The sequence below is a fragment of the Mucilaginibacter sp. GW822-FHT03E02 genome, from assembly GCF_058801545.1.
This window is the reverse complement of the sequence record NZ_JBXANJ010000001.1, coordinates 4,221,279-4,247,669: the sequence shown is the minus strand read 5'-3', so window position 1 is coordinate 4,247,669 and position 26,391 is coordinate 4,221,279. Positions and strand designations below refer to the sequence as shown.

At 43.5% G+C, this 26,391-nt stretch carries 25 protein-coding genes; 11 read left to right on the top strand and 14 right to left on the bottom strand.

The genetic code is table 11. From position 1 onward, the window contains the following. Window positions 1-20: 20 nt before the first annotated feature. Window positions 21-1,481 (top strand): glycoside hydrolase family 30 protein, encoded by a 1,461-nt coding sequence (locus AC1RM2_RS17710; protein ID WP_492986509.1) that lies wholly within the window; start codon window positions 21-23, stop codon window positions 1,479-1,481. A gap of 120 nt (window positions 1,482-1,601) precedes the next feature. Here AC1RM2_RS17710 and AC1RM2_RS17705 read toward each other — a convergent pair whose 3' ends face one another. The 4 genes from AC1RM2_RS17705 to dtd form a co-directional block, all read right to left on the bottom strand. Continuing rightward, on the bottom strand, window positions 1,602-2,480 hold the full coding sequence (locus tag AC1RM2_RS17705) for a DUF4349 domain-containing protein (protein WP_492986508.1): 879 nt from the start codon (window positions 2,478-2,480) through the stop codon (window positions 1,602-1,604). Between the two features lie 119 nt (window positions 2,481-2,599). Beyond that, window positions 2,600-2,926, bottom strand: coding sequence for a nucleotide pyrophosphohydrolase (locus AC1RM2_RS17700; protein WP_259093654.1), 327 nt, complete (start codon window positions 2,924-2,926; stop codon window positions 2,600-2,602). Window positions 2,927-3,056: 130 nt separating this feature from the next. Next, window positions 3,057-3,431: a GxxExxY protein gene (locus tag AC1RM2_RS17695; RefSeq protein WP_492986507.1), complete on the bottom strand. Its 375-nt coding sequence runs from the start codon at window positions 3,429-3,431 to the stop codon at window positions 3,057-3,059. Between the two features lie 156 nt (window positions 3,432-3,587). Continuing rightward, entirely contained in the window at window positions 3,588-4,046 is a 459-nt protein-coding gene (gene dtd / locus AC1RM2_RS17690) for a D-aminoacyl-tRNA deacylase (RefSeq protein WP_492986506.1), read from the bottom strand. Between the two features lie 244 nt (window positions 4,047-4,290). Between dtd and AC1RM2_RS17685 the strand changes: the two genes are divergently transcribed. Both AC1RM2_RS17685 and AC1RM2_RS17680 read left to right on the top strand, forming a co-directional pair. Next, entirely contained in the window at window positions 4,291-5,529 is a 1,239-nt protein-coding gene (locus tag AC1RM2_RS17685) for a cystathionine gamma-synthase family protein (RefSeq protein ID WP_492986505.1), read from the top strand. Between the two features lie 90 nt (window positions 5,530-5,619). Continuing rightward, the gene (locus AC1RM2_RS17680) at window positions 5,620-6,825 is read left to right on the top strand and encodes a serine hydrolase domain-containing protein (RefSeq protein WP_492986504.1); all 1,206 of its coding nucleotides are present in this window, start codon (window positions 5,620-5,622) and stop codon (window positions 6,823-6,825) included. A gap of 42 nt (window positions 6,826-6,867) precedes the next feature. Here AC1RM2_RS17680 and rsgA read toward each other — a convergent pair whose 3' ends face one another. Next, complete coding sequence (rsgA, locus tag AC1RM2_RS17675) at window positions 6,868-7,788, bottom strand: ribosome small subunit-dependent GTPase A (protein WP_492986503.1); 921 nt, start codon at window positions 7,786-7,788, stop codon at window positions 6,868-6,870. Window positions 7,789-8,438: 650 nt separating this feature from the next. Between rsgA and thrA the strand changes: the two genes are divergently transcribed. From thrA to AC1RM2_RS17650, 5 genes are all read left to right on the top strand, one after another. Next, window positions 8,439-10,889: a bifunctional aspartate kinase/homoserine dehydrogenase I gene (gene thrA / locus AC1RM2_RS17670; RefSeq protein WP_492986502.1), complete on the top strand. Its 2,451-nt coding sequence runs from the start codon at window positions 8,439-8,441 to the stop codon at window positions 10,887-10,889. A 60-nt stretch (window positions 10,890-10,949) separates the two neighbouring features. After that, on the top strand, window positions 10,950-11,939 hold the full coding sequence (locus tag AC1RM2_RS17665; protein WP_492986501.1) for a homoserine kinase: 990 nt from the start codon (window positions 10,950-10,952) through the stop codon (window positions 11,937-11,939). A gap of 180 nt (window positions 11,940-12,119) precedes the next feature. Beyond that, entirely contained in the window at window positions 12,120-13,430 is a 1,311-nt protein-coding gene (gene thrC, locus AC1RM2_RS17660; protein WP_492986500.1) for a threonine synthase, read from the top strand. A gap of 131 nt (window positions 13,431-13,561) precedes the next feature. Continuing rightward, complete coding sequence (locus AC1RM2_RS17655; RefSeq protein ID WP_492986499.1) at window positions 13,562-13,933, top strand: hypothetical protein; 372 nt, start codon at window positions 13,562-13,564, stop codon at window positions 13,931-13,933. Further along, window positions 13,930-14,535: an HAD family hydrolase gene (locus AC1RM2_RS17650; protein ID WP_492986498.1), complete on the top strand. Its 606-nt coding sequence runs from the start codon at window positions 13,930-13,932 to the stop codon at window positions 14,533-14,535. Before AC1RM2_RS17655 ends, AC1RM2_RS17650 begins: the two co-directional genes overlap by 4 nt. A 6-nt stretch (window positions 14,536-14,541) precedes the next feature. Here the strand turns inward: AC1RM2_RS17650 and AC1RM2_RS17645 are convergent, their stop codons facing one another. The 5 genes from AC1RM2_RS17645 to bshA form a co-directional block, all read right to left on the bottom strand. Continuing rightward, on the bottom strand, window positions 14,542-15,081 hold the full coding sequence (locus AC1RM2_RS17645) for a dihydrofolate reductase family protein (protein ID WP_492986497.1): 540 nt from the start codon (window positions 15,079-15,081) through the stop codon (window positions 14,542-14,544). A 17-nt stretch (window positions 15,082-15,098) separates the two neighbouring features. Beyond that, window positions 15,099-16,484 (bottom strand): LutB/LldF family L-lactate oxidation iron-sulfur protein, encoded by a 1,386-nt coding sequence (locus AC1RM2_RS17640; RefSeq protein WP_492986496.1) that lies wholly within the window; start codon window positions 16,482-16,484, stop codon window positions 15,099-15,101. 125 nt (window positions 16,485-16,609) lie between these two features. Then, window positions 16,610-18,157, bottom strand: a complete 1,548-nt coding sequence (locus AC1RM2_RS17635) for a M28 family peptidase (RefSeq protein ID WP_492986495.1) — start codon at window positions 18,155-18,157, stop codon at window positions 16,610-16,612. A 184-nt stretch (window positions 18,158-18,341) separates the two neighbouring features. Then, entirely contained in the window at window positions 18,342-18,776 is a 435-nt protein-coding gene (gene rpiB / locus AC1RM2_RS17630; protein WP_492986494.1) for a ribose 5-phosphate isomerase B, read from the bottom strand. 381 nt (window positions 18,777-19,157) lie between these two features. After that, window positions 19,158-20,300 (bottom strand): N-acetyl-alpha-D-glucosaminyl L-malate synthase BshA, encoded by a 1,143-nt coding sequence (gene bshA / locus AC1RM2_RS17625; RefSeq protein ID WP_492986493.1) that lies wholly within the window; start codon window positions 20,298-20,300, stop codon window positions 19,158-19,160. A gap of 123 nt (window positions 20,301-20,423) precedes the next feature. Here bshA and AC1RM2_RS17620 point away from each other — a divergent pair, with 123 nt between their 5' ends. Then, complete coding sequence (locus tag AC1RM2_RS17620) at window positions 20,424-20,846, top strand: VOC family protein (protein WP_492986492.1); 423 nt, start codon at window positions 20,424-20,426, stop codon at window positions 20,844-20,846. Window positions 20,847-21,043: 197 nt separating this feature from the next. Here AC1RM2_RS17620 and AC1RM2_RS17615 read toward each other — a convergent pair whose 3' ends face one another. Further along, complete coding sequence (locus tag AC1RM2_RS17615; protein WP_492986491.1) at window positions 21,044-21,292, bottom strand: hypothetical protein; 249 nt, start codon at window positions 21,290-21,292, stop codon at window positions 21,044-21,046. A 35-nt stretch (window positions 21,293-21,327) separates the two neighbouring features. Further along, complete coding sequence (locus tag AC1RM2_RS17610) at window positions 21,328-21,885, bottom strand: hypothetical protein (protein ID WP_492986490.1); 558 nt, start codon at window positions 21,883-21,885, stop codon at window positions 21,328-21,330. A gap of 139 nt (window positions 21,886-22,024) precedes the next feature. Between AC1RM2_RS17610 and AC1RM2_RS17605 the strand changes: the two genes are divergently transcribed. Continuing rightward, entirely contained in the window at window positions 22,025-23,722 is a 1,698-nt protein-coding gene (locus AC1RM2_RS17605; RefSeq protein WP_492986489.1) for a carboxypeptidase-like regulatory domain-containing protein, read from the top strand. Between the two features lie 240 nt (window positions 23,723-23,962). Then, on the top strand, window positions 23,963-24,595 hold the full coding sequence (locus AC1RM2_RS17600) for a DUF2306 domain-containing protein (protein WP_492986488.1): 633 nt from the start codon (window positions 23,963-23,965) through the stop codon (window positions 24,593-24,595). Between the two features lie 427 nt (window positions 24,596-25,022). Here the strand turns inward: AC1RM2_RS17600 and AC1RM2_RS17595 are convergent, their stop codons facing one another. Continuing rightward, window positions 25,023-25,406: a VOC family protein gene (locus tag AC1RM2_RS17595; protein WP_492986487.1), complete on the bottom strand. Its 384-nt coding sequence runs from the start codon at window positions 25,404-25,406 to the stop codon at window positions 25,023-25,025. 124 nt (window positions 25,407-25,530) lie between these two features. Beyond that, a complete protein-coding gene (locus AC1RM2_RS17590) occupies window positions 25,531-26,334 on the bottom strand; it encodes a helix-turn-helix domain-containing protein (protein WP_492986486.1) in 804 nt (267 codons plus the stop codon). Window positions 26,335-26,391: the final 57 nt, after the last annotated feature.

Sequence of the window (26,391 nt, the reverse complement as noted above, 5' to 3'; positions counted from 1 at the left end):
CTTAACAGTATTCTAAAAATATGAAAAGATATTCGCGATACCTGCTTGGTATATTAGCAATTGGTTTGGCCGTAACTCAATATAGCTGCAGCAAATCGTCAACCGGCGGCAATGATACATCAACCACACCAACCAAGCCGGTTGAGCCCGTAACCCCTGTTACTACAGATGTAAACATGTGGCTTACCACTGCAGATCAGGCGGTTTTGTTTAAGCAGCAAAATATCTCGCTGGTGTTTAATACCAACACCAGTACCAACCCCACCATTAACGTGGATGATACAAAAGTGTACCAGCCTATTGATGGATTTGGTTTTGCGCTTACCGGGGGCAGTGCTTCGCTTATCAACTCGTTAAGCGAGGCCAATAAAACAGCGCTGTTAAATGAACTGTTTAAAACCGATGGAACCAATATAGGTATAAGCTATTTGCGTATAACCCTTGGCGCATCTGACCTGAGCGCGGCGCCTTTTAGCTATGATGATGTAAGCGGAGACGTAGCCCTTACAAATTTTAGCCTCGACAAAGAAAAGGTGGATCTTTTGCCGATCCTTAAAAGGATATTAGCTATAAACCCGGATATAAAAATACTTTCGTGCCCCTGGAGCGCCCCCGCATGGATGAAAGATAACAACAGCTTTTATGGCGGCAGCTTAAAATCCGAATATTTTGATACTTATGCCAAATACTTTGTAAAATACATTCAGGCTATGAAGGCCGAGGGGATAACCATTGATGCTATTACCCCGCAAAACGAACCACTTAACGCCTATAATAACCCGAGCATGTTAATGGTATCGGCAGATGAGGGTAAGTTTGTAAAAAACAATTTAGGACCTGCATTTAAAGCTTCCGGAATTGCAACCAAAATAATAGTTTATGACCACAATGCCGATCACCCGGAGTATGCTACCGATATTTTTGCAGATAAAGCAGCAGCCGATTTTGTTGATGGCGCGGCATTTCACCTTTACGGCGGATTCATCAATGCACTTGGAACCGTGCATGACCAATACCCTGCAAAAAACATCTACTTTACAGAACAGGCAACCTTTGCCGGCGGCAACTTTGGCAGCGATTTAGCTTACCATGTAAGCAACCTGATCATTGGTGCTACCCGTAACTGGAGCCGTAATGTTATCGAGTGGAACCTGGCCTCAGACCCTAACCAAAACCCACATACCGTAGGCGGCTGTACTTCATGTTTAGGCGCAATTACCGTTGGCACCAGCGTATCCCGTAACGTATCCTACTATATTATTGCGCACGCCTCAAAATTTGTAAGGCCAGGCGCAGTAAGGATAGCCTCTGATTTAGTAAGCAATGTACTAACCGTGGCGTTCAAAAACACCGATGGCACCAAAGTACTTGTTGCTTTAAACGCCGGCACTGTTGACCAGCCTTTTAATATCAGTTACAAGTCAAAAATGATTAACACATCGTTAAAGGCCGGAGCGGTGGCCACGTATATTTGGCAGTAATCTGTTCGTGGCTGCCTTTTTACCGGCGATTGTTTGCAGCGTTTTAATCATTTGTTCATACATTGGAATAAATAGGGGACATTAAAAAACCATCAAACGGAGTAAGTATCAACGCCCTTTTTACTCAGCATCTTTCGCTGATTTTCTTTTTCTTGTCCATATCCTAAACCACCATAATCCTATAAGTACTATAACTAAAACCGGCCACAATGTTACAATGGTAAAAAACAAACCTTCTATAATATCCCAGCTTTGGGTTATTGCCTGCTTAAACCGGTAGCTAAAACCATTTTCGTTATTTGTTCTTTCGCCTTGTTTATTGTAAAACGTGATGTCAAGCGAGCTGAAAGCAACCTGGCGGGTCATATAATTTAGCTGCCCTTGTGTCGATTCAATATCGGTACGAATTTCGGCTATCTTGTCTTCTATCTCTAACAGGTCGCTCGTTTTTGTTGCTCTTCTCAGCAAGTCCAGATACCTGCTTTCTAATACCTGTTTGTTTTTTAACCGGGTTGCAATGTCGATAAAATCCGAAGTAACGTCTTTCCTGCGGATGTTTTTAGTGTCGATGCTATCGCCGCTTGCTTGCAGTGCATCCAGGAACCTGTCGAAATTTTTTGAGGGTACTCGAACCTTTAAATCAAATTCTTTTTGGCCGTTGTCGCTGCCATTGGTTTCTGTTTCTTCGGCTACATAACCGCCAAGGCTTTGTAATGAATTTACTATTTTTTGTTTTGTAGCAGTGAGGTTGCCTGTATGAAAACGAATCTCGCCTTCCTTAATGATCTTTTTTGAAGTATCTATCGTCTCTTTTTGCGGCGATGCAGGTTTATCTGCGGCTGATTTAGCTAAAGAATTTGCATTGCCTATACTTTTTTCTTCTGCCATTGGCGGGGCGGCCAGCACCACATCTGCCGCGTGCATTTTTAAATTCTCGCTTTTCTTTTCGCAGGCGCAAAGTGTGACCAATAAGGTAAATGAAATGATATAAGCTTTCATAATAAGGCAATTTAGTTTTCATAGTAACGAAATACACCTTATTAAATTATATAAAATCAACCATTGTCAAAATTAAATTTTACAAACTAACTTAATTCGATATATAATTTTAATAATGACTATTTCAGCTTCTCATTATTCCTATGCCGGTCGGCGTCACGGATGCTTTTCTTCTCCATATTCTTTTCCAGCGCATCCGTGAGGTCGATACCGGTTTGGTTAGCCAGGCATATCAGCACAAAAAGCACATCCGCCATTTCATCTGCCAGGTTAACCTCTGTATCCGATTTTTTGAATGATTGTTCGCCATACTGCCTCGCCATAATGCGGGCTACTTCGCCCACCTCCTCCATCAAAATGGCAGTATTGGTTAATTCATTAAAATACCTTATACCCGTGGTATTTATCCACTTATCTACCAGATGCTGCGCTTCTTTGATTTCCATAACACTAATTTAAATAAACACGAATTTCACGAATTAAATCGAATTGTGCCGAAGGTTATGAAACACGAATTTCACGAATGTGGCGAATTACCCCGAATGCTTTTGGGCTAATTTTTTCGAACAGGAATAATTATATGATTACTCTTTGATATTCTACCGAGGGGGCGCCGAAATTTATTACAATACCTAATCTCAGGCCCGAGGCTTTTAAATAGTTAAGTGTTTGCTTGATGTAGGGATCACCGATATAGTTTCCTGCTTTTATTTCAAGAATGATTGTGTTGTATAATACAAAATCTGCAACAAAAAAGTGTTTGAGTTTTTGCTCTTTGTAGAAAATGGAATATGGTTTCTCTTTCTCGAATGGAAGACCTAATCGTTTAAACTCAAACTCCAGGGCATCTTTATAAACAACCTCCTTAAAGCCATGCCCCAATATCTTATGAACTTCAAAACAAGCGCCAATTATTTTGTAGGATTCCTCTTTGAATAAAATATCAGTCATAAAAATGAAATGGACACGAATTTACTATTATACACGATTTTCACTAATTAAATCTAATTTTCACTAACCCGGCGACAAATAAATTCGTGAAATTCGCCTAAATCTGTGAAAATTCGTGTTTATTCCATTCGTGAAATTAGAAAAATTGGTGTGCAATTAGTGTGTATCCTTATCCCTGGTGTCCATCACAATGGTTACCGGGCCATCGTTCAATAAACTAATCTTCATATCGGCTCCAAAAATGCCGGTAGCTATTTTTTTACCGGTGATGTTTTCAAGCGTTTTTATCATTTGCTCATACATCGGAACCGCCTTATCGGGTTTTGCCGCCCGGATAAATGATGGCCGGTTTCCTTTTTTTGTTTGGGCAAATAAGGTGAATTGCGATATCAGCAGTATGCCGCCATTAATATCGGCAAGGGCTTTATTCATCAGGCCGTTCTCATCGCCAAAAACACGCATGCCTGCAATTTTATTGGCCAGCCAGTTTAGGTCCTCGTCAGTATCGGCATCTTCAATACCCAGCAATACCAGGAAGCCGGCGCCAATTTGCCCGGTTATTTCACCATCAACTTTGCAACTTGCTTCGGTAACCCGTTGTAATACTGCTCTCATAATTGAGCACTAATTTCACCAATTAAAGCGAATTAAATGCACACGAATTCCACCAATTAAATCGAATTGTCGCAAATAATAGCGAATGCAAGTTGACCCTTATTTAAGATTCGTGTCAATTCGCCCCATTCGTGAAATTCGTGCCTCATCAAATTCGTGTCAATTCGATCCAATTCGTGAAATTCGTGTGCATAAAAATCGTTAAGTTCGCAACCGCTATTATTTTTTTACTGATAGGTTCACAATGACTACTAAAAGAGGCTTTACAACTACCCTATTACATGCCGACCGCCTGGGCAAGCCAGAGCATGGATCTTTGCATAAACCAATCCACACTTCGGTTACTTACGGGCACGAGGATGTGCAGGATTTGGTTGATATTTTTCAGAACAAAAAGAAAGGTTACGCATATTCGCGCCAGGGAAACCCTACGGTTACCGCATTGGAGTATAAAGTAACCCAAATGGAAAAGGGTTTATCTTCTATCGCGTTCTCTACCGGGATGGCGGCTATTTCGGCTACCATTATGGCATTGATAAAACATACAGATCATATAGTAGCCAGTTCGTTTTTATTTGGCAACAGCCGCAGTATTTTTCAAACGTATATCGACTTAGGTTTGGATATTACCTTTGTTGATGCTACAGACGCTGAAAACGTACGTGCCGAAATAAAAGAAAATACCAAACTGGTTTTTGTTGAAACCATTGCCAACCCGGCCACCCAAATTGCAGATTTGGAGGGCATTGGCGCACTTTGCAGCGAAAAAGGAATTTTATACGTGGTAGATAACACCATGACATCGCCATATCTTTTTAACCCAATTGATGTAAAGGCCAGCCTGGTCATCAACTCATTAACCAAATACATTGGCGGCCATGGCAATGCTTTAGGCGGCAGCGTTACCGATACCGGCTTGTTTGACTGGAGTATATATCCCAATATTTCGCCTGTTTTTAAAGCCCAGGTGAAACCCGAAACATTGGGGCTGACACAAATCCGCAAAAGAGGGCTGCGCGACGCAGGTGGCACCTTATCGCCCGAGGCGGCACATTCCATATCTGTAGGTTCGGAAACATTAGCTCTTCGATTAGAACGTGCCTGCAACAATGCATTTGCCCTGGCTACTTATTTTGAAAGCCATCCAAAAATTAAAAAGGTGTTTTATCCGGGACTGGAAAATCATCCGCAACATGAGCGTGCCGGTAAGTTGTTTGCCAAATTTGGCGGCCTGATGAGCATCGAACTCGACGACAGTATTGATTGCCTTGCATTTTTAAACAAATTACAACTGGTAGTAAAATCGAGCAACCTGGGCGATACCCGCACCCTGGCTATCCCGGTAGCCCAAACTATCTTTTTTGAGCTTGGTGCCGAGCGCCGTGCGGAAATGGGCATCCCCGAAAGCATGATCCGTTTATCCGTAGGGATTGAGGATTTGGATGATTTGGTGGAGGATTTTAAGACGGCTTTGGAGGGATAAAGTCCAGAAAAAAGTGCGGATAAGATTCTTAATGACTTAATAAAATTTCATTCCTTTTCATTGATTGTTGCTTTTAAGGCGGGGCATATTATGATCAGAAAAATTGTTACCAATAGTTTAATTATCTGTGTTACACTCGGGGTAACCCTTAATAAAGTCAATGCCCAATTTAAAGCCGATTCGCTTACTTACAACTTAAAAGCTGCTTTTTTAAAAGACAGCCTGCCAGGTCTAAGCGTTGCTTTGGTTAATGCGGATAAAGTTATCTATCAAAAAAACTTTGGCTACGCCGATGTGGGCAGCAAAGTTCCTTATACTACAAGCACCGTTCAAAATATAGGGTCGGTTAGTAAAACGGTGATAGCAGTTGCCTTGATGAAGGCTATCGAACTAAAATATTTTACGCTCGAAACTGATATCAATGAAATTTTACCTTTTAAAGTGGTTAATCCCAATCAGCCGGATAGTAAAATAACCATAAGGGAATTAGCCAACCATACATCGGGGATTATTGATAACCCCGAAATTTACTCCAACTCCTACAAATTCTATCCTAAGCTACGTTCGTACGATAGCACAGCTTTCGGCCTGCTGCAGCAATTAGGTTTTGGAGGCAAGGTGAAGGATGCCACCATGAAAAGCTTTTTTTATAACTACCTGGCGCAGGATGGTAAGTATTATAGCAAGGCAAACTTTGGCCAGGGGCTGGCTGGTGGCGCCTCGGCTTACAGTAACATTGGGTCGGCATTGGTAGCTTACCTCATCGAAATTAAGTCGGGATTATCTTATGCCGATTTTACCAGTAAATATATTTTAGCGCCGCTAAAAATGTCGCATTCGGGATGGTCGGTAAGTTCAGTAAATTTAAAAGACCTTGCCCGGCTTTATTACGATCAAAGCCGGTGTTTTCCCTTGTATGATCTGCTTACCTATCCCGATGGCGGACTAAAAACATCAGCCGCCGATTTAAGCAAATACCTGATGGCGATGATCAACGGATACCACGGCGACAAAACTTTATTGGATCCTGTCTCTTTTAAAACTATGTTCACGCCCCAATTCTCCAAAGAACATCCACCCAAAAACATCAATTTAACCTACAGAAATAAAGGCATCTTTTGGAATTTGTATACCAACGGAACTATTGGCCATGATGGTGACGATCCGGGCGTTGGCACATTTCTGTTCTTTAATCCAGGCACGGGTATAGGCGGCTTGTTTTTAACCAATAAATATTTACCTAATAAACAATTGATAGTTGATATCCTTGTTAAAGCAGCGAGCACTACGCCGTAAATATTTTTTCTTGACTCTTGATTCTAATCTCTTGACTCTTCTTTAAGCCCTTGTATCATTACCATGATAAATGCTCAAATAGCTTTCATAGCGGGATAATTCAATCTCGCCCTCTTCCAAGGCTTCCAGCACGGCGCAGCCGGGTTCGTTAATATGACGGCAATTGTTAAAACGGCATTGGTTCATGCGGGAACGCATCTCCGGGAAAAAGTGACTTAGTTCGTTTTTTTCTATGTCGATGACACCCAATTCACGGATGCCGGGGGTGTCAATAATAAAGCCTCCCTGTGGCAGTTCAAACATTTCGGCAAAGGTTGTGGTGTGCATGCCTTTGTCGCTCCACTCAGATACCATGTGGGTACGCAGGTCAAGGTTTGGCAAAAGGGCATTGATGAGGCTTGATTTACCTACGCCGGAGTGGCCCGAAAACAGGGTTACCTTATCTTTTAAAAGTTCCTGTACTTTATCAATATTGGTGCCCTCCAATGCCGATACTTCAAAGCAGGGGTAGCCAATTTTTTCGTAAACGGCTTTCAGGTCGGCCAGTATTTCCAGGCCTTCGTCGCTAAATAGGTCTACTTTGTTAAATATCAATCGTGCGGGGATATCATAAGCCTCGGCGGTAACCAAAAAGCGGTCGATAAACCCTAAGGACGTGCGTGGCGAAGCTAAAGTTACTACCAACAGCGCCTGGTCAAGGTTGGCAGCAATAATCTGGGCCTGCTTGCTCAGGTTAATGGCCTTACGGATAATATAGTTTTTGCGCTGGTGCAGTTTGGTTATTACCCCGCTTTCCTGCTCGGGTTCCATTTCAAACTCCACTACATCGCCCACGGCCACGGGGTTGGTGGTGGTGATGCCTTGCATCCTGAATTTTCCTTTTATCCGGCAATCAATCCGTTGGCCATCGGGTGTTTGCACCTGGTACCAGCTTCCGGTTGATTTTATGAGTAGTCCCTGCATAGTAATTAAGTGTCAAAAGTAGCAAATACTATGCATACCATTGTTAAACCGGCAAAATCGCTTTTAAGATTCTATAAGCCTTCAACACAACAACGTGTTTAAAACCTGGAATGTTCCAAAGGTCAAAGGAGTAGGGATGTGCAATTGCTCCCTTGAAATGAGGAGAAAGTGGTTAATCAGGCGTTCAGACGGGTTTGAAGCCAAAAATTCCGGCTCTCGAATCCCTGCTTTTTTTCGCCTGCTGTTGCGTTTTTTATTTTATGACAATTCGTAAGCTATTGATTTTTAATAACATGCGATTTTTGGCTGTTTCACCTGTTGCGCAACGCAACAGTTCTGGATCATATTTTCAATTAAAAGGTGCTATAGGCTTTCAAACACTCAGGGTTTAATGCATCGCTATTGCCAATAACCTAAGTCATTTTAAAAAAGTAAAATAAAGCTTGCTTATTATAAAAATATCTATTTACTTTGTCGACATTATAAGTATGACAATTAACAACACCATTATTACAACAATTATTACCACCGGCATAAAACACGGAGGAAGATAATCGTATGGTGTAAAACATAAACAAAAGAAACCAAATGAAGCCTTCCTCCAAAAACGAGGAAGGCTTTTTTATTATTTATATTGCTAAAACCACACAATGAAAGTTTTAAAATTCGGCGGCACATCCGTAGGTTCCGCCGCAAGTATCCAAACGCTTTTAAACATATTAAAAGGCGAAGTAAAAAATGAAGTGAAGCCGGTTGTTGTATTATCGGCGATGGGCGGAGTAACCAACCTGCTGGCCTCGATGGCCGAAGATGCCGCCAATGGTAAAGAGTTTACCGCTCAACTGGCCGAACTGGAAAGGCGCCATTTTGAAGTAGTGAAAACACTGCTCGACGTACAAAACCAAAACCCGGCCTTCACCCGTTTAAAAATTCACTTTAACCAGTTGGAGGAATTACTGCAGGGTGTATTAACGCTGCGCGAGCTTACCCCCAAAACCCGCGACCAGGTATTAAGCTTTGGCGAACGCTGCTCGACCATTATGGTGAGCAAAATTGCCGCCCAGCATTTTAAAGATGTATTGTATGTTGATGCTGCCGACGTAATTAAAACCGACAGCGCTTTTGGCAATGCCAAGGTAAATACAGAGTTGACCGAATTGCTGATTAAAACGTTACACCAGCAAAATAAAGATAAAATATTGTTTGTTACCGGTTTTATTGCAGGCAACGATGCCGGCCAAACAACCACATTGGGCCGCGGCGGCTCTGATTACACAGCTGCTATTTTCGGCGCGGCGCTTAACGCCAAAGAGATCCAGATATGGACTGATGTAAACGGCATGATGACCGCCGACCCTCGCATGGTTAAAAAAGCATTCTCCTTAACCGAGCTTACTTATACCGAAGCCATGGAACTTTCCTACTTCGGCGCCAAAGTGATCTATCCGCCAACCATGATCCCGGCTTTCCTGAAAAAGATCCCTATTGTTATCAAAAACACTTTTGAGCCGGAATTTGAAGGTACGGTGATCCGTCATGATTGTAAGGCGTCAAGTCTGCCTATCAAGGGCATTTCGTCTATCAACAATATCAGCATCCTTAATTTAGAGGGCAGCGGCATGGTAGGGAAATCAGGTTTTAGCGGTCGTTTATTCTCGCTATTGGCCAGGGAGCAAATCAATATCATCTTAATCACTCAGTCGTCATCAGAGCACAGCATTACCTTTGCTGTACAACCGCAGGATACCGAAAAGGCCAAACAGCTGATAGAGCAGGAATTTGAACTGGAGCTGCTGGCTAAAAAGCTGGAGCACCTGGTTATTGAAAAAAACCTGGCCATATTGGCCGTGGTTGGTGAAAACATGAAGCAGACGCCGGGTATGTCGGGCAAGTTGTTCCATGCGTTGGGCCGCAACGGGGTTAACGTGAGGGCTATAGCCCAGGGCTCGTCGGAGTATAACATCTCGGTTATCATTTCGGCCCAGGATCTTTCAAAGGCTCTCAATGCAGTACATGATGCTTTCTTTGTACAGCTAACCAAAACGCTTCACGCTTTCTGTTTAGGTACCGGCAACATCGGTAAAACCTTATTTGCCCAGCTAAATGCCCACACCGATTACCTGAAAGATAATAACGGCATCCAGGTAAAAGTTGCCGGCATCAGCAATACCCGTAAAATGACTTTCAACAGCGATGGTGTTTCTTTAGATACCTGGCAAAATGATATCGAGGCATCACCTTATAGCGCCGATTTGAAAGAGTTTATTGCCAGGATGAAGGCCATGAACCTACCCAACTGTGTGTTTATTGATAATACCGCCAGCCCTAAGCCAATTGAGTTTTATGAAGATGTTTTTAAGGCAAATATCTCGGTAATCACCTGTAATAAAATAGGTAACTCGGGCAGTTATGCGCAATACCGCACGTTTAAAGATACTGCCCGCCGCCATGGGGTCGATTTCTTTTACGAAACCAACGTAGGTGCAGGCCTGCCTATCATCAACACCCTAAAAAACCTGATGAACAGCGGCGATAGGGTACAACGTATAGAAGCTATTTTGTCGGGCACTATATCGTTCATCTTTAATAATTTTAAAGGCGATGCCAATTTCCATGATGTGGTGAAAGAGGCACAGGAAAAAGGCTATACTGAACCCGATCCGCGCGACGATTTGAGCGGTAAAGATTTTATGCGCAAAATGCTCATCCTTGCCCGCGATGCGGGTTACGCGATGGAAGAAGCCGACGTTGATATTGAAAGCGTATTGCCGAAAGCCAGCCTTGAAGCAAAATCGGTAGATGATTTTTATGCCACCCTTAAAACAGAAGACGCCCACTTTGCAAAACTTAAAGACCAGGCCGAAAAAGATGGCAAGGTGTTACGCTACATAGGCAAACTGGAAGATGGTAAAGTAACCATCACCCTGCAAATGGTTGATGAAAATCATCCTTTTTATATGCTATCGGGCAGCGATAACATTATATCATTTACTACCGATAGGTACAAAGAACGTCCGCTGGTAGTAAAAGGTCCCGGCGCAGGCGCAGAAGTAACTGCTGCAGGTGTATTTGCTGATTTGATAAATTTGGGAGCGAATTAAAGCACAGTCCCTTAAGCCCCCTACCCCCCTGAAGGGGGAACTATAGTTTGATAAATTTATATGGAAGATAATAAGACATTCGAAACAACTAAACCCTCTTTGGCACCCCCTTCAGGGGGCGGGCGGGGCGTACACGTTTTTGCCCCGGCAACGGTTGCCAACGTAGTTTGCGGCTTTGATGTGCTGGGCTTTGCCGTTAACGAGCCGGGCGACGAGGTGATTATGCGGATGACCAATAAACCAGGCATCACTATAAGCAAAATTACAGGCGATGACGGGCGTTTGCCAATGGATCCCGCTAAAAATACGGTGAGCGTGAGCGTTCAGCATTACTTACAAAGTGTTGGCCGTACCGATATTGGATTGGATATTGAACTGCATAAAAAAATGCCGATAGGTAGCGGGTTGGGTTCAAGTTCGGCCAGTACCGTTGCCGGTTTGTTTGCTATTAAAACCTTGTTAGGCGATGATAGCGATCCTGCAAAATTGCTGCCCTTTGCAATGAAGGGCGAAGAGATGGCTTGCGGTCATGGCCATGCAGATAATGTTGCCCCGGCATTATTGGGCGGTTTTGTACTTATCCGCAGTTATGAACCTTTGGATGTAGTGCGTTTGCCGCATCCGGCCGGCTTGTGGTGTGCTATCGTATTTCCTGATGTGGATGTACCAACAAGGGAAGCGCGCCAGATAATCCGTAAAAACATCCAGATGAAAGATGCAGTAACCCAATGGGGTAATATTGCAGGCCTGGTAAGCGGCTTGTTTATGAATGATATTGACCTGATGGGCCGCAGTATGAAGGATGTGTTGGTTGAACCGGTACGTTCCATGCTGATTCCTGATTTTTACAAAATGCGCGAAATGGCGATGGAATTAGGCGCGGTGAGCTTTGGTATCTCCGGCTCTGGCCCTTCTGTTTTTGCCTTCACAAAAGATGAGGATACAGCGCACCGCATAACCCAAAAACTACAAAAACATTTAACCGGTTTAAAAATAGGCTCTAATGGCTACGTATCAACGATAAATGATGCCGGGCCGAGGGTTCTTTAAGTCAAAAGTAAAAATTCAAAAGTCAAAAACTCACCCGTCATTGCGAGGTACGAAGCAATCCCCGAGATGTCGGGCGAATAAGCTTGGTATACAGCCAGTCCTAAAGAGATTGCTTCGTACCTCGCAATGACGGGAGAAAAAAACAAATCCGAAATCGAACATCCGAATTCCCAAATCAAAATGAAACTCTACAGTACCAATAATATTCAATCAGAAGTATCTTTTAAAGACGCGGTTTTTAACAGTATGCCACAGGATAAGGGTTTATATATGCCTATCAGCATCCCGCGTTTGAGTGACGATTTTATCAATAACCTGGACAAGTACACCCTGCCCGAAATTGCCTTTGAAGTAGCTAAAAATCTTTTAGGCGATGCGATGCCGGCTGATGATTTGAAAGCTTTGATAGATGACGCCATCAACTTTGATGCGCCGGTTGTAAAGCTGGATGATAACGTGCACGTGCTGGAACTTTTCCACGGCCCGTCTTTAGCGTTTAAAGATTTTGGCGCCCGGTTCATGAGCCGTGTAATGAGCTACTTTTTAGAAGAAGGCGAAAAACAGCTGGATGTACTGGTTGCTACCAGCGGCGATACCGGCGGCGCCGTAGCCTTAGGCTTTTTAGGTGTACCCAATACAAGGGTTACTATATTATACCCTAAAGGCAAAGTAAGCGGTGTGCAGGAACAGCAATTAACCACAAACGGGCAAAATATTCGCGCCCTTGAGGTTGATGGCACGTTTGATGATTGCCAGGCTTTGGTTAAACAAGCTTTTACCGATCCCGAACTGAACGCAAAATTCCGCCTGACATCGGCCAATTCTATTAATATTGCGCGTTTGGTGCCGCAAACCTTTTATTACTTTAATGCTTACGCGCAGTTGCTAAGGCAGGGTGTTAAAAAGGTAATCTTCTCGGTACCAAGCGGGAACTTTGGCAATATCGGTGCCGGTTTATTGGCCTGGAAAATGGGCTTACCTGTCGAAAAGTTTATAGCAGCTACAAATGCAAATGATACCGTGCCCGAGTTTTTAAAAACAGGTATTTATCAGCCAAAACCATCGGTGGCAACCTTGTCAAACGCCATGGACGTGGGCAACCCGAGCAATTGGGTACGCATTGCCGATCTGTTTAAAACAGATATGGATGAGCTGAAGAAATTAGTGACAGGCTTTACTTATAACGATGATGAAACAGTAAAAGCCATCAATTGGGTATTTGATACTTATAATTACGTGGTTTGCCCGCATACCGCTATTGCCTGGCAGGCATTGACAGATTATCAGCATGATCACGCCAGTGCAGATACCGCAGGCGTGTTTTTATCAACCGCTCACCCTTGTAAATTCCCCGATGTATTTAGCGCCGAAATAACCGCTAAAATTAATGTGCCCGCGCAGGTGAAAGAACTGGAATCAAAAACAAAATTGGCGATATCTATCAGCAAGGACTTTGAAGATTTTAAAGGCTATTTGTTGAACGCTAAGTAATAGGCGCTTAGACTTCCGAAGTTTAACTCGATAATATTGTTTTTGGCCTCGTTGAGGGCTTCGCCGTTTTAAAACTTTGGAAGTCTTGTTATTCATTCGTCAATTTTACTATTCGTAGTTATATTTGATCTGTGAAAATTACTTCAATGCGCAACAAAAAACTCATCATTCTTTTTTGTTTCATTACGCTGTCGTTTGCGGCCTGTAAAAGTCATTCTAAATTTAACCGGGACGATTGGAACGATGGCGATGGCTTAACATTTAGCTATCGCGATGGCATGGTTGACGATTTACTGCAAAACCAAAAACTCAAAGGGTTAAAATACCAGGAGGTGATTCACTTACTACACCGTCCGCAGCAAAGCAGCAAGAGTGAGATGCTTTACGAAATTTTAGAGATAAGGAAACCTGGAAAACCACTATACGTTAAACAGCTAATCCTATCCCTTAAAGATTCTGTAGTAACCGACGCAAAAATTTACGAGCATACTGATAAGAAATGATCAATACCATCATATTCGACCTTGGCGCAGTTTTGATAGACTGGAACCCGCACTACGTTTACAAAACAATATTTGACGACGAGCAGGAAATGCACGATTTCCTCGCCAATGTTTGCACTTCGGACTGGAACGAAGAACAGGATGCCGGCCGGTCGTTACAAGAGGGCACCGATTTGCTGGTAGCTCAGTTCCCGGAGCACGAGGCCAATATCAGGGCGTTTTATGGCCGGTGGATAGAAATGTTAGGCGAACCTTTTCATGGCACCGTCGAGATTTTTAAACAGTTAAAGGCGAGTAATAAATATAAAATCTACGCGCTCACCAATTGGTCGGCAGAGACATTTCCTTTTGCACAGGCCCGTTTTGATTTTTTAAACTGGTTTGATGGCGTAGTAGTATCCGGTACCGAAAAAATGCGTAAGCCGGCGCCTGAGTTTTTCCAGATCCTGCTCGATAGATATAACGTTAACCCTGCCGAAGCCTTATTTATTGACGACAATTACCGCAATGTTTTGGCATCAGAAAAGATGGGCATCAAAACCATTCATTTTAAATCGGCCGACGAATTAGCGGATGAACTGAAGACATTGGGTGTTTTGTAAGCGATTTTAAAAATCAATCATATCCATATCAAATTGCGGCTTAAAAGTGTAGCGCAACTGCACCAGGCCGCTCGAAAAGGTTTCGCAACCCAGGAACATCAGGTCGGTACGGCCTTTAACATCAAACAACTGTTTGCCTGCGCCCAATATCACCGGGTGTACAGATAGTAAAAACTCGTTAATTTGCTTTTTAGCCACAAACGCGGCCACCAATTCGGCGCCGCCAAACAGCCAGATGCTTCCTCCCGGCTGATGCCTTATCTCATCAACACGAAGGTCAAAATCTGCAGAGCGAATGATTTCTGCGTTGCCAGCAACAGAGGTTAGCGTATCGGTAAACACGTACATTTTAAGCGCCGCGAACAACCCGGGATCAGTATCAATGAACATTTCGTAACTTTTACGGCCCAGGAATATGGCGTCAGCTTGGTTCAAAAATTCCGTCATCCCATAATCCTGATCGGCAAAACACCAGTCGTACTCTCCGTTTGGGCCCTCAATGTAGCCATCAAGGCTCATGGCCAGATTTAAAATTACTTTTCGCATGGTGGATGGATTTACGATTATTCTTCGCCCTGGTGTTTTTCCTGCCATTGCCTGGTGAACGATTTTTCGGCAACTTCGGGCATTTCCCTTAAATGTCCCCAGGTATTTTTAAAGAAAAAACGAAGGAAAAAGTTTTTCATTTTGCCGCCAAAAAAATCTGTCAGACTGCGTTTCAGCATTCCTTTTTTCCAAACGGCCCAGCCCCAGCGCTCTTTGGTGGTTACCAGGCCCTCATTAACGGCGTCGCGGCGGTTAAGCAACAGCATTTTGTGAATATCTATCTTAACCGGGCAAACCTCGGTGCAACGGCCGCAAAGGCTTGATGCGTAGCTTAGGTGTTTAAATTCCTCCATACCATCGGTATGCGGCGTTATAATAGCGCCAATAGGGCCGCTATAAGTAGTGTTGTACGTGTGACCACCCACATTCTGGTAAACCGGGCATACATTGAGGCAGGCCCCGCAACGAATGCAATATAAGCCCTGGCGTTGCTCTTTTTGAGCCAGCAAGTTGGTGCGGCCGTTATCAAGCAACACCACGTACATTTCTTCGGGGCCATCGGTTTCATTAGGCTGGCGCGGGCCGTTTAATATGGTATTGTAAACGGTAAGGTTTTGCCCTGTACCGTGGGTTGACAGCATTGGCCAAAATAAATCAAGATCGGTTATAGAGGGAATAACTTTTTCTATACCCACCACCGCAATATGAATCTTCGGGAAGGTGGTGCACAAGCGGGCGTTTCCCTCATTTTCGCTGATGGCTACGCTACCCGTATCGGCCAGCAGGAAATTAGCGCCGGTTATGCCAACATCGGCCTGCAGGTATTTGTCCCGTAGTAATTCCCGTGCTTTGAGGGTTAGCTCCTCGGCTGTGGCATCTAAAGGAGTGCCGAAATGCTGATTGAATAGTTTGGCAATATCCTCCTTGCTCAGGTGCATTGCCGGGGTAACAATATGGTAAGGTGCTTGCCCTAATAGTTGTACAATGTATTCGCCAAGATCGGTTTCTAATGATTCGATGTGGTTTTCTTTCAAAAATTCATTCAGATGAATTTCTTCAGTTACCATCGATTTGGATTTTACAACCGTTTTGGCTTTTGCCTTTTGAATAATGTTCAAGATTTCGCGGTTGGCCTCTTCGGCATCATTGGCCCAGATCACTTTGCCGCCCCTGCGCTGGAAATTGGCTTCAAACTCGGGCAAAAACTTGTCCAGGTTTTCCATCACCTTCCACTTGATCACATGGCCTTTTTTCTTGGCATTATCCAGATTTGCTATGCGCGATATGCCGCTTGCTGCAGCCGCGTTGTACTTATCAATACTGTTATTGATAATACGGCGGTGGTCTGCATCAAATACCTTCTCCTCTGATGCAACCAAAAATTCCTCGGCAGTGCTTCCCATATATGCGAATTTAGGGATTTTAGTGGGAAGTGGTGAGTTTTGAGTAATGAGTTTTGAGTTAAAACGCAGAAATATTAATTCCGTCGATTATTTTTAACTCAAAACTCACTACTTATTACTCAAAACTATTTCGCTCCATCAACAACCGGTTTTTTATCACGATTGGCTAACTCCCAACCCGTGTAAAATACCAATTGCGCACGTTTTGCCAGTAACGGGAAGTTAATTTTGCTTACTTCATCGCCTGGCTGATGATAATCGGCATGTACGCCGTTGAAGTAGAAAATAATGGGTACGCCATGTTTTGCAAAGTTGTAATGATCGCTGCGGTAATAAAAACGGTTGGGATCATTAGGATCATCATATTTATAATCCAGTTTTAGGTGGGTATAAGTATTGTTAGCGTTTTCGCCAATATCATGCAAATCTTTGCTTAGCATAGCCGAGCCGATAGGGTATACATAGTTAGCAGAATCGGGCTTGCCGATGTATTCTTCGCCTACGCGGCCAATCATGTCGATATTTAGATCGGTAATGGTATTAGCCAATGGATAAATAGGATGATCAGTATAGTATTCAGAGCCTAAGAGACCTTTTTCTTCGCCAACGTTGCCTAAAAATAAAACACTGCGGCGTGGGCCGTGGCCGTCTTTTTTAGCTTTCGAAAACGCACGGGCAATTTCAAGAATACCCGTAGTGCCCGATCCGTCGTCATCAGCACCGTTATTTACTTTGTCTTTAGCTTTAGGGTCAGCCTCTAACCCGATATGGTCATAATGGGCCGAAAACACCAGCACTTCGTCTTTTAAATCGGTGCCTGGCATAAAGCCTACAACGTCAACAGCTTTAACGTCGGTACGGTCATTTGAAAAATTGGCTGTAAAATCGGCTTTTGTGGTTACAATAGGTGTAGTTGCAGCGGCGGATTTTAAATCGCTATAAGTTTTTCCTGTTGATTTTACCAGTTCATCAGCTATCGCTGTAGTTACATGAAAAACAGGCACGCCTGCATTGGCTTTAGCTGCATCTTCTTTGATAGTTAAACGCGGGCTTGCAATACTCCTGCCGAAACGTTTAAGTAAAGCAGTTAAATCGCCGTTGGCGGCCAAAATAATAGCGGGTTTTTTACTTTGCAGGTTGGCAAATACTTTTAAACGCGCAGTGGTCATGCGTACAGCCACATTTGGTGTTTTTCCTTCTTCGGGTTTATCCTCGTTTATCCACAACACTACTTTGCCCGCAAGATCAGTTGATCCTATTTCGCTTTCGGTGCCGAAGCCCACAAATACAACTTCGCTGCCACTTACATTTTTATCGGGCACAGTACCGTTAGGTATAAAATCCTGCCCTAAAACAAATGGTTTGCCATTAACAGTAAAGGCCGATACTTTTAATGCGCTTTGTACCAGGGGAACGTTAAAGAAGTACGATCCGTTTACCGGGGCCTGCAGCCCTAATTTTTTAAATTCGCCGGCTATGTAGTTTGCGGCTTTTTCGGCCCCGGGCTTACCGGTTTCCCGGCCTTCAAATTCGTCAGAGGCCAGGATGCTCAAATGTTTTTTGGCATCCTCGGCCGTAATCAGCTTCCCGTACTTCATGGCAGTAGGGTTTTGCTGCGCACAGGCATTAACCGCTATTGCAGCAGAAAACGCCAGTAATGTTACTTTTTTCATGTATGGTAATTAATTAAGTCAGTTTCTTTTTTAGTATCAAGTAGCGAGTATCAAGACTGCTGCTTTTTTAGTATCAAGTAGCGAGTATCAAGTATCAAGACCGCTGCACAGGAATGAAAGGAATGAGTTGTAGCCCAGGTCGTTTTCTGCCTTTCGCCTTTTACCTTTACCCTTTCACCTAAAATCAGCAGGAAATTTTTCCTACCCTGGTGGCATGGCGGCCCCCTTCAAATTCGGTGGTGAAAAATGCCTGTACTATTTTTTTAGCTTCGTCGATACTGATGAAGCGGGCGGGGATACATACAATATTGGCGTTGTTATGGCTGCGGGCCAGTACGGCCAGTTCTTCGTTCCAGCAAATGGCAGCGCGGATGCCCTGGTGTTTATTGGCGGTAATGGCTACGCCGTTGGCGCTGCCGCAAACCAGGATGCCTAAATCGCACTCACCACTTTCAACTGCTGACGCTACCGGATGTGCAAAATCGGGGTAGTCAACAGAGGTATTGGAATAGGTACCGAAATCTTTTAACTGATCGGCCGGGATATCGGCCGATAAAGCTTGTTTATAATCGAAGCCGGCATGATCGGCGCCAATGGCAATTTTAAGCCCTTCTTTCATTGATATTGAATATTAGTAGTTTTTGCAAAGGTGCAATAAATGTTCAAATTTCAAATGTGCGGATATGCAGATTATTGGAGGGATGTGAGATTGTTACAAAGTTGCGTTAAATGTGCAGATATGCAGATTTCAGGTGTGCAGATTAACTTTATTGAGGGCTGAGCCGTTTTGGATGTGCAGATTTCTAAAAGATCGGTATACCTACCCAGTTGCTATTAAGTTAAGAGAAGCAGAAGTGAAAAATAATATCGAACACTGAATTTCGAATATCCAACACCGAAGTTTTTCCTTCATTATTCGAAATTGGATATTCAGTGTTCGATATTAAATCGACCTTAATTACTTAACTTAATAGCATTGGCGAGGGTTGTGTGAGGCTCTTTACACCACCTTATCTTTGCTGCGTTCTACCACTTCAATGTAGTAATTTTCATAAAGCGGGAGTATGGTGGCCAGGTCGAATAGTTTGGCGCGGGCAAGGGCATTGTTTTTAAAGGTTTCCAGGCGGGCTTCATCTTCCAGGATGTATATGGCCCGTTCGGCCATACCGTCTACGTCGCCAACATTGTTCAAAAAGCCGGTTTCGCCGTCGACGTTCAGCTCGGGTAAACCGCCGGCGTTACTGCTGATCACCGGCACCTTGCATGCCATGGCCTCCAGCGCTGCCAAACCAAAGCTCTCGGATTGTGATGGCATCAGGAATAAATCTGCTACCGATAGGATCTCCTCAATGGCATCCTGCTTGCCCAAAAAGCGTACATTATCGGTAACGCCAAGATCGCGGCATAACTGCTCGCAGCCCGAGCGTTCGGGGCCATCGCCCACCATTAATAATTTTGAGGGGATGGATTTAATCACCTGGGCAAATATCTTCACCACATCTTCGGTACGTTTTACCTTACGGAAGTTGGAGGTGTGCACCAGTATCTTTTCGCCAAATGGCGCTATCGCTTTTTTAAAGTGGTCTTTTGCTTTAAGGCTGAAACGGGTTAAGTCAATAAAGTTGGGGATCACTTTAATATCGTTTTCGATATCAAAAAATTTATACGTGTCTGATCGCAGGTTTTCGGATACGGCGGTTACGCCATCCGATTTATTGATAGAAAAGGTAACTACCGGTTTAAATGTACGGTCTTTACCAACCAGTGTAATATCGGTACCATGCAGGGTGGTAACTACGGGGATATAGATGCCATAAGTGGCCAGTATTTGTTTAGCCATAAATGCTGCCGAAGCATGTGGTATAGCATAATGCACATGCAATACATCTAATTGCTCATGGCGTACTACATCAACCAAACGGCTGGCCAGGGCCAGTTCATAAGGCGGGAAATCAAACAGCGGGTAATTGCTTACCGAAACCTCGTGGTAAAAAAGGTTTTCAGAAAAAAGGTCTAACCGTGCAGGCTGGTTATAGGTAACAAAATGTACCTGGTGACCGCGGTTTGCAAGTGCTTTACCAAGTTCGGTAGCAACAACCCCGCTTCCGCCAAAGGTTGGGTAACATACGATTCCAATTTTCATCTATGATTGATTTCGATGCAAGTTTAACAGCAATTTATGGCAAATGTGTTAACACTGTGTAAAATGATTTAACTTCGTTAAGCAACTTTTACCTATACTAAAACAATAAAACAGCTACCTGTTATGAGCAACGCTATCAATTTTAAAATCAACGCTATCCAGCACATTGGCGTGCCGGTAACCAACCTGGAGGCATCGCAGTTTTTTTACAGTCGCCTTGGCTTCGGCAACGTAATGGAAGCGCCGTTTACCGATAACGGCGGTACAGGCACCTGTGTAATGATGCAAAGCGGTAATATCATCATGGAGCTGTACCAGCTGCCCGATGCGGGCCTGCCTGCAATCCGTTCAAGAAGCAACGGACACATAGATCATGTGGCGTTTGATGTAAGCGATATCGACGAGGCCTTTAAGGTGATAACCGAGGCGGGTTTTAACGTGATTGAACCTGAACCTGTGTTCCTGCAGTTCTGGAAAAACGGCTGTAGATATTTCAACATCACCGGGCCCGATGGGGAAAGGCTGGAGTTTAACCAGGTGCTGTGAGATGTGATGGGCGAGAAGCCTGGCGGCGAAGACTCACCCTGGCATTGCTTCGCTCGCCATCCCTCTCTCCTGCTGCGCAGGAAAGAGGGGCTTGAATGTGGGTTAGGTGTATAGTAAGGCCCGAAGCAGCACCAGGTTTTCAAAGCCCACATTCCAACGAAGCTGAAGAGCGGTTAGGTCATAGCCTGCATTCAAATTCAGTCCATATATTTTTCAAATACATTTTCGCCTTTATGGTATACGTTATAATGGCTTTTATCACCAAGGATAGAAATTCCTACTGCTCCATTAAGTTCCCAGACATTTAAAACTATGCTTTCCGTGCAGGCGTTGGTTTCAATAGTGATATTTTCATTTACCGGAAGCTGAAATTCGAAGCATTCGGGCTCATGAACTATGGTTATTTCGGATGATGTATTATTTGATAACTCAAATGTTGTTCTCATTGTTATGTTGTTTTCACTAATATAACAACAATCCATCACCTGATATAAATTTCGCCTGGTTTACCTGGATTGCTGTGGGGCGCTTCGCCTTTTCGGGAGCCGGGAGGTATGGTCCAAACGTTAATTACATCATTGAGCAGCTTATTTTGCTGGTCTTTTTTTATCACGTTAATCTCGTTGATATCTGCAGTAGCTACCCGTAAGTTTTTATTCTCGACAAAAAAACCATCAACCGCAAAATCAGCCTCGCCCTTCATATTTAGCCAAAGCTTAATATCGTTTAACGACTTAGCTTCTACCTTCACACTATCCTTAAGTATAAATATAATAACCCCATATTTATCCAGGTTTTTATACCGGGCCAAATCGGGCACATTGCCTTTTAAAACGTTTATCGCTTTAATGTTGCTAACATTAATAGAGCCGCCGCCACCAATAATATCCGAGTTGATGATGTACAACGGCACTTTTTGCCGCGCATCTGGCAACTGCTTGTATACGCTATCGGTTTGAGCCATAGCAACGCAAGTAATTGAGCATAGCAATATAGCTGCAAGTGCTTTTTTTAAACGGAAATGAGGAAACTGGATCATGTTATAAATTTAATTTTTATTAATGATGCGGTGGCTTAATAATTTCCATAAATAATACTTACCTTTTAGGTTAAATAGACTTATCGCTCCCTGCATCCGGCCGGTACCGTTTATTTGTTATACCAAAACCCAAAACACAATGATAAAAAAAGTATCAGGATGCTTTTTATTGCTCATATTTTGCTGCTCGGCGTCAATTGCACAGATAGTTACGCTAAATGGTAAAGTTGCCGATGCCAAAACCGGGCGGGGCATACCTGGGGCTACTATTAAAATGGGCAATTACGGCACATCCACCAATGCCGATGGCGAGTTTGTACTGGTTGTAAAAAAAGAGGTGGCCGTACAGTTTGGTATTCATGTTACCTGCATTGGTTACCAGCAACAGCAGCAGTCCTTTAAGCTGGATGTCCCCTATAACATTCAATTAATACCTGCCACGCGCCAGCTGGTCGAGGTGGTAATTGCAAACAGCGAAAGCATTGTACACCGGGCTATCCGTAAAATTCCGCAAAACTACCCGGATAAAAGTATCATTATCAACGGCGACATACAGATGGTACACGAAGCCCGCGACAGCGCGACCTATCAGTACTTTTACCATAATAATGCCCAGGTTAAAATGTACTATCCGCCTTATACCGATAACAGCCGACCCAATGTAATGCTGGTGCACAAGAAAGATACAATAGCAGCAAATCCAAACTCTGACCTGAATGTGCATTGGCTGGCCGGCTATACCGATGCCGTAACCCGCGATTATGTACACAGCCGTATGGATGTACTCGATATCAAATCCAAAGATTATCAATACACCCTGAATGGCAAAGATTGGATAAATGGCCACCGCGTGTTTGTGGTTAATTTTTATGGCACCAAAAATAAGGGCAATGGTGGTACTTTATACATTGATACCGCTACCTATGCCTTTGTGCGCATAGCCATTACCAAATACCACGTTACCCACACTATATTCATCCCTATTGATAAAAATACCGGAATCACCGATTACCGGCAGCTGGGGCATAAGTGGTACCTGGATGGGGTAAAAGAAATCAGTATTACCCATCACGGTAAGTTCGACCTAAATACGGTGATCGACTACCAATCAACAAGTATTGATACCGGCGGGGTAAAGCGCCTGCCCTACCCCAGCATCATCCCCGAATTTTCGGAAGATATAAAAGTCAGCAATCCTGCAAAGCCTTCAGCTGATGCCCCCGGGCAAATGATCATTACCAAAGCAGATACGGGTTTTACCAGTATAGCCCCACCATTGGTTGATACCGCAGGGACTAAGCAAAAGCGTAAAAATGTACTGACGGTAATTGTTAACTATATGATTGATGATAACGTCCGTTATATCCTCGGCATCAACAAGCTTCCGCTTAACCTGTCGGGTTATCAGCCGGCATTATCAAAAAGTGTCAGCGGCATCAGTATTTATGGGTTCAACATTAATACGCAGTTCCGGCTGTACCACGAACTGTTTTTCTTGTTCGACGGGCAGTTTAATTACGGTATCGGCGGCATAAAAAACTATGAGTCGGACTTTGACTTTACCTACAATTTTATTTTCAATAAAGCAGGCCATCCCATAATGCTATCACCCATGTTTGGCTTTTCGACAATAAAACTAAGCAAACACAAAACCGACTACTATACCCAACAAAGCTGGCTGTACGGCCTTAACCTCACCTTTGAACTAAGCCCACGCATAGGCTATTTCATCAATGCCAAACACTACGATGCGTTTTACACGCACAACACAGGGCTGCTGCTAAACAACCAGCAACTGGGTTTAGCAACCGGGTTTATATTTAAGCTGAAGTTGTAGAGTTGTTGGTTAGACGGTGCTTGTTGGTTTAGGGGTACCGGTATTTAATACTTCCCTTGAAAATCTTTCTGAACCGGAATCCGTTGGATTTATGCCACTGTTGGATTGCAGGAAAAAAGTAAAGAAACAATTAGAAAACATTATTGCTATTTTTAACCATGGCGTAGTCCTCAAATTATCAAATCACTGGAAACAGCAAAATATATCATCAAAACCATTGGCATTTACCTGTTGCTTAGCATGGCCACATTTTTAATGCTGATAGGGATTGTGCGCTATATCCCCATGCAGGATAATATAGGTTTCCTGCAATTCAAACAAGCATACTTGCATATCCTTCCATGGAAAATTGCGTTTTATTGCCATGTGTTCACCATCATATTCACGTTATTGGCCGGATTTACACAATTTTCGGATACCATATTAAAAGAGCATAAAGAACTCCACCGGCTGGTAGGTAAGATATATGCCTATGATATTTTCTTCAATTTCCCGGTTGCATTCATCATGGCTATTTATGCCAATGGACAACTGCCCGGGAAAACCGCGTTTGTTATTTTGGATTGTTTGTGGTTTTGGTTTACCCTCAAGGCTGTTATTGAAATAAAAAGGGGCAATGTAACAGCGCATAAAAAATTCATGATCAGGAGCTATGCGCTCACGCTGTCGGCAGTCACTCTGCGTTTGTGGAAAACAATCATTTCGGGTTTTGTGTATGTAGATCCGGTACATTTATATATGATTGATGCCTGGATGGGTTTTGTACCCAACCTGTTATTTGCCGAATGGCTGATCAGGAAAAAACGTAATAACCTACCGCTCTATCCGGAAGTTGTAGGTAATGAGAAGGAATATAGCAGCGAAAATAAATAGAAAGCTAATGACCACGGTTATAATACCAATGGGCTTAACGTATTTATTGCCTGCCGAGCGTAATTTTTTGCGCACAAGAAACCCAATCCAATAAGAGCCAAGCGAAGCTATGATAAAGGGGACCACTAAAAAAAACACTGCCAGGATTTCCATTCTTTTGGTTTAAGGTTAGTTATTGCCGAAGTTTCAGTTCAAAATTGAAACCAAGATAATGATTTATCCCGGCTTTGGTTCCGGCGGAAGATAAAGTCAGGAAAAATTGTTTTGATGACTGATGTTAAATCGGTAGAACCCTACCTGGGGCCAAGCCTGTTCTGATTGCTGCTTATCTGTTGGTTTACTCCAGGCGACAGGAATAGCGGGCTGTGAGGACACAGCCCGCGGAAAAGAATTCGTTACTTTATTTAGATCGCGTTAATTCTGTAGCCTATATCACATTGTTCACCCACCATGTATTCCCAAACGGATCTTTAACCCCCGCGCTGCGCCCGTAAGGCTGATCTGCCGGGGGGATGATGCTCTCGGCTCCGTTATCAAGGGCTTTATGGTAGATTTCGTCGCAGTTATCTACATAAATAAACATGCCTGCATTTTGCTGGGTATAGGTATCGGTGCAGCCGGCAAACATAATGGTGCTGCCTTTAATGTTGAGCTCGGCATGCATTATGGTGTTTTCATCGCGCATGGCTTTGTATTGTTCGGTAGCGCCAAATACGGTTTTCATAAACTCAATAAATTTATCGCCATCGGGCACAACAAGATAAGGCATAATGCGCTGATAGTTTTCGGGGATGCTTTTTTCAGGTTCCATTTGGGTTGGTTTTTAAACAAATGTAGGCTAACCGCTTTAATCGAAATTGTAAAAACCAGACATAGTTTTAAATTTCAACGTTGCTCTGTTTCCTGTTGACTAATGGCATTTTGACTTCTGAATTTCAACCAATGCTGATAAAGCCCTCGGCCTTACCCGAAAAGTAAAAGCCGGGATGGTAGCCGGTAAACGCTTTTACATCATGTATAAAATGCGATTGGTCGTAATAGCCGCAATCCAGCGCAATTTGTGTGAGGGTTTTGCTGCTGTCGTATTGTTGAATGGCATTATGCAGGCGTACCACGCGCAGGTAGGTTTTGGGACTAAAGCCCGCGTACTCTTTAAACCGCCTGTCAAACTGCCTTACCGATAGGTTATAAGTATCGGCCAGTTGGGCAACCGTTTGGTTTTGATTGGCATGGATAACCTGCCTTATGGAAGTGATAATTCTGTCGTCCCGGAGCGCACTACCCCGGAGTAGCTTTATTAAATAGGCTGATAAGATATTGGCCCGTTGCTGGTTATTTGGGGCAAGCATAATCTGCTCTTCCAGCAACCGGCCTGAATTTCCTAAAAAGGTATCATAATCTAAAGCCAGGTTACTGGTTTGGCTGCTTGGAGTATTAAATAACATGGGTACCGCGAAAGGATAAAGATACGCGCCGAAAATGCCAAAGCTTTGTGTGGTTATAAACCGCCGGTACCGTGTACTTTGAAACTGTATGCCTGATGGCCCGCCGTTTTCGACCCCTTTATTGGTTAGTTCATCAAATGTCGACTGGTAATGAAAAACCATTTCGGTGCAGCTATCAGCAATGGAACGGTAAACATACTCCGATTCGCCCGCTGATAACTCATGCTCCAGCACCCAGTAAAACCTCACATAAGGTTTCAACATTTCGGGTGGAGCGATGGTGTAGTACTTCATTTCGGAACCGGCTATTTCGAATAGTAGTTTATTGAATTAAAATTAGGGATTATTTCC

Bases quoted from the DNA above. Each gene is read 5' to 3' on its own strand.
- AC1RM2_RS17710 (WP_492986509.1), top strand. From the start codon at position 21: ATGAAAAGATATTCGCGATACCTGCTTGGTATATTAGCAATTGGTTTG.
- AC1RM2_RS17705 (WP_492986508.1), bottom strand. From the start codon at position 2,480: ATGAAAGCTTATATCATTTCATTTACCTTATTGGTCACACTTTGCGCC.
- AC1RM2_RS17700 (WP_259093654.1), bottom strand. From the start codon at position 2,926: ATGGAAATCAAAGAAGCGCAGCATCTGGTAGATAAGTGGATAAATACC.
- AC1RM2_RS17695 (WP_492986507.1), bottom strand. From the start codon at position 3,431: ATGACTGATATTTTATTCAAAGAGGAATCCTACAAAATAATTGGCGCT.
- dtd (WP_492986506.1), bottom strand. From the start codon at position 4,046: ATGAGAGCAGTATTACAACGGGTTACCGAAGCAAGTTGCAAAGTTGAT.
- AC1RM2_RS17685 (WP_492986505.1), top strand. From the start codon at position 4,291: ATGACTACTAAAAGAGGCTTTACAACTACCCTATTACATGCCGACCGC.
- AC1RM2_RS17680 (WP_492986504.1), top strand. From the start codon at position 5,620: ATGATCAGAAAAATTGTTACCAATAGTTTAATTATCTGTGTTACACTC.
- rsgA (WP_492986503.1), bottom strand. From the start codon at position 7,788: ATGCAGGGACTACTCATAAAATCAACCGGAAGCTGGTACCAGGTGCAA.
- thrA (WP_492986502.1), top strand. From the start codon at position 8,439: ATGAAAGTTTTAAAATTCGGCGGCACATCCGTAGGTTCCGCCGCAAGT.
- AC1RM2_RS17665 (WP_492986501.1), top strand. From the start codon at position 10,950: ATGGAAGATAATAAGACATTCGAAACAACTAAACCCTCTTTGGCACCC.
- thrC (WP_492986500.1), top strand. From the start codon at position 12,120: ATGAAACTCTACAGTACCAATAATATTCAATCAGAAGTATCTTTTAAA.
- AC1RM2_RS17650 (WP_492986498.1), top strand. From the start codon at position 13,930: ATGATCAATACCATCATATTCGACCTTGGCGCAGTTTTGATAGACTGG.
- AC1RM2_RS17645 (WP_492986497.1), bottom strand. From the start codon at position 15,081: ATGCGAAAAGTAATTTTAAATCTGGCCATGAGCCTTGATGGCTACATT.
- AC1RM2_RS17640 (WP_492986496.1), bottom strand. From the start codon at position 16,484: ATGGGAAGCACTGCCGAGGAATTTTTGGTTGCATCAGAGGAGAAGGTA.
- AC1RM2_RS17635 (WP_492986495.1), bottom strand. From the start codon at position 18,157: ATGAAAAAAGTAACATTACTGGCGTTTTCTGCTGCAATAGCGGTTAAT.
- rpiB (WP_492986494.1), bottom strand. From the start codon at position 18,776: ATGAAAGAAGGGCTTAAAATTGCCATTGGCGCCGATCATGCCGGCTTC.
- bshA (WP_492986493.1), bottom strand. From the start codon at position 20,300: ATGAAAATTGGAATCGTATGTTACCCAACCTTTGGCGGAAGCGGGGTT.
- AC1RM2_RS17620 (WP_492986492.1), top strand. From the start codon at position 20,424: ATGAGCAACGCTATCAATTTTAAAATCAACGCTATCCAGCACATTGGC.
- AC1RM2_RS17615 (WP_492986491.1), bottom strand. From the start codon at position 21,292: ATGAGAACAACATTTGAGTTATCAAATAATACATCATCCGAAATAACC.
- AC1RM2_RS17610 (WP_492986490.1), bottom strand. From the start codon at position 21,885: ATGATCCAGTTTCCTCATTTCCGTTTAAAAAAAGCACTTGCAGCTATA.
- AC1RM2_RS17605 (WP_492986489.1), top strand. From the start codon at position 22,025: ATGATAAAAAAAGTATCAGGATGCTTTTTATTGCTCATATTTTGCTGC.
- AC1RM2_RS17600 (WP_492986488.1), top strand. From the start codon at position 23,963: ATGGCCACATTTTTAATGCTGATAGGGATTGTGCGCTATATCCCCATG.
- AC1RM2_RS17595 (WP_492986487.1), bottom strand. From the start codon at position 25,406: ATGGAACCTGAAAAAAGCATCCCCGAAAACTATCAGCGCATTATGCCT.
- AC1RM2_RS17590 (WP_492986486.1), bottom strand. From the start codon at position 26,334: ATGAAGTACTACACCATCGCTCCACCCGAAATGTTGAAACCTTATGTG.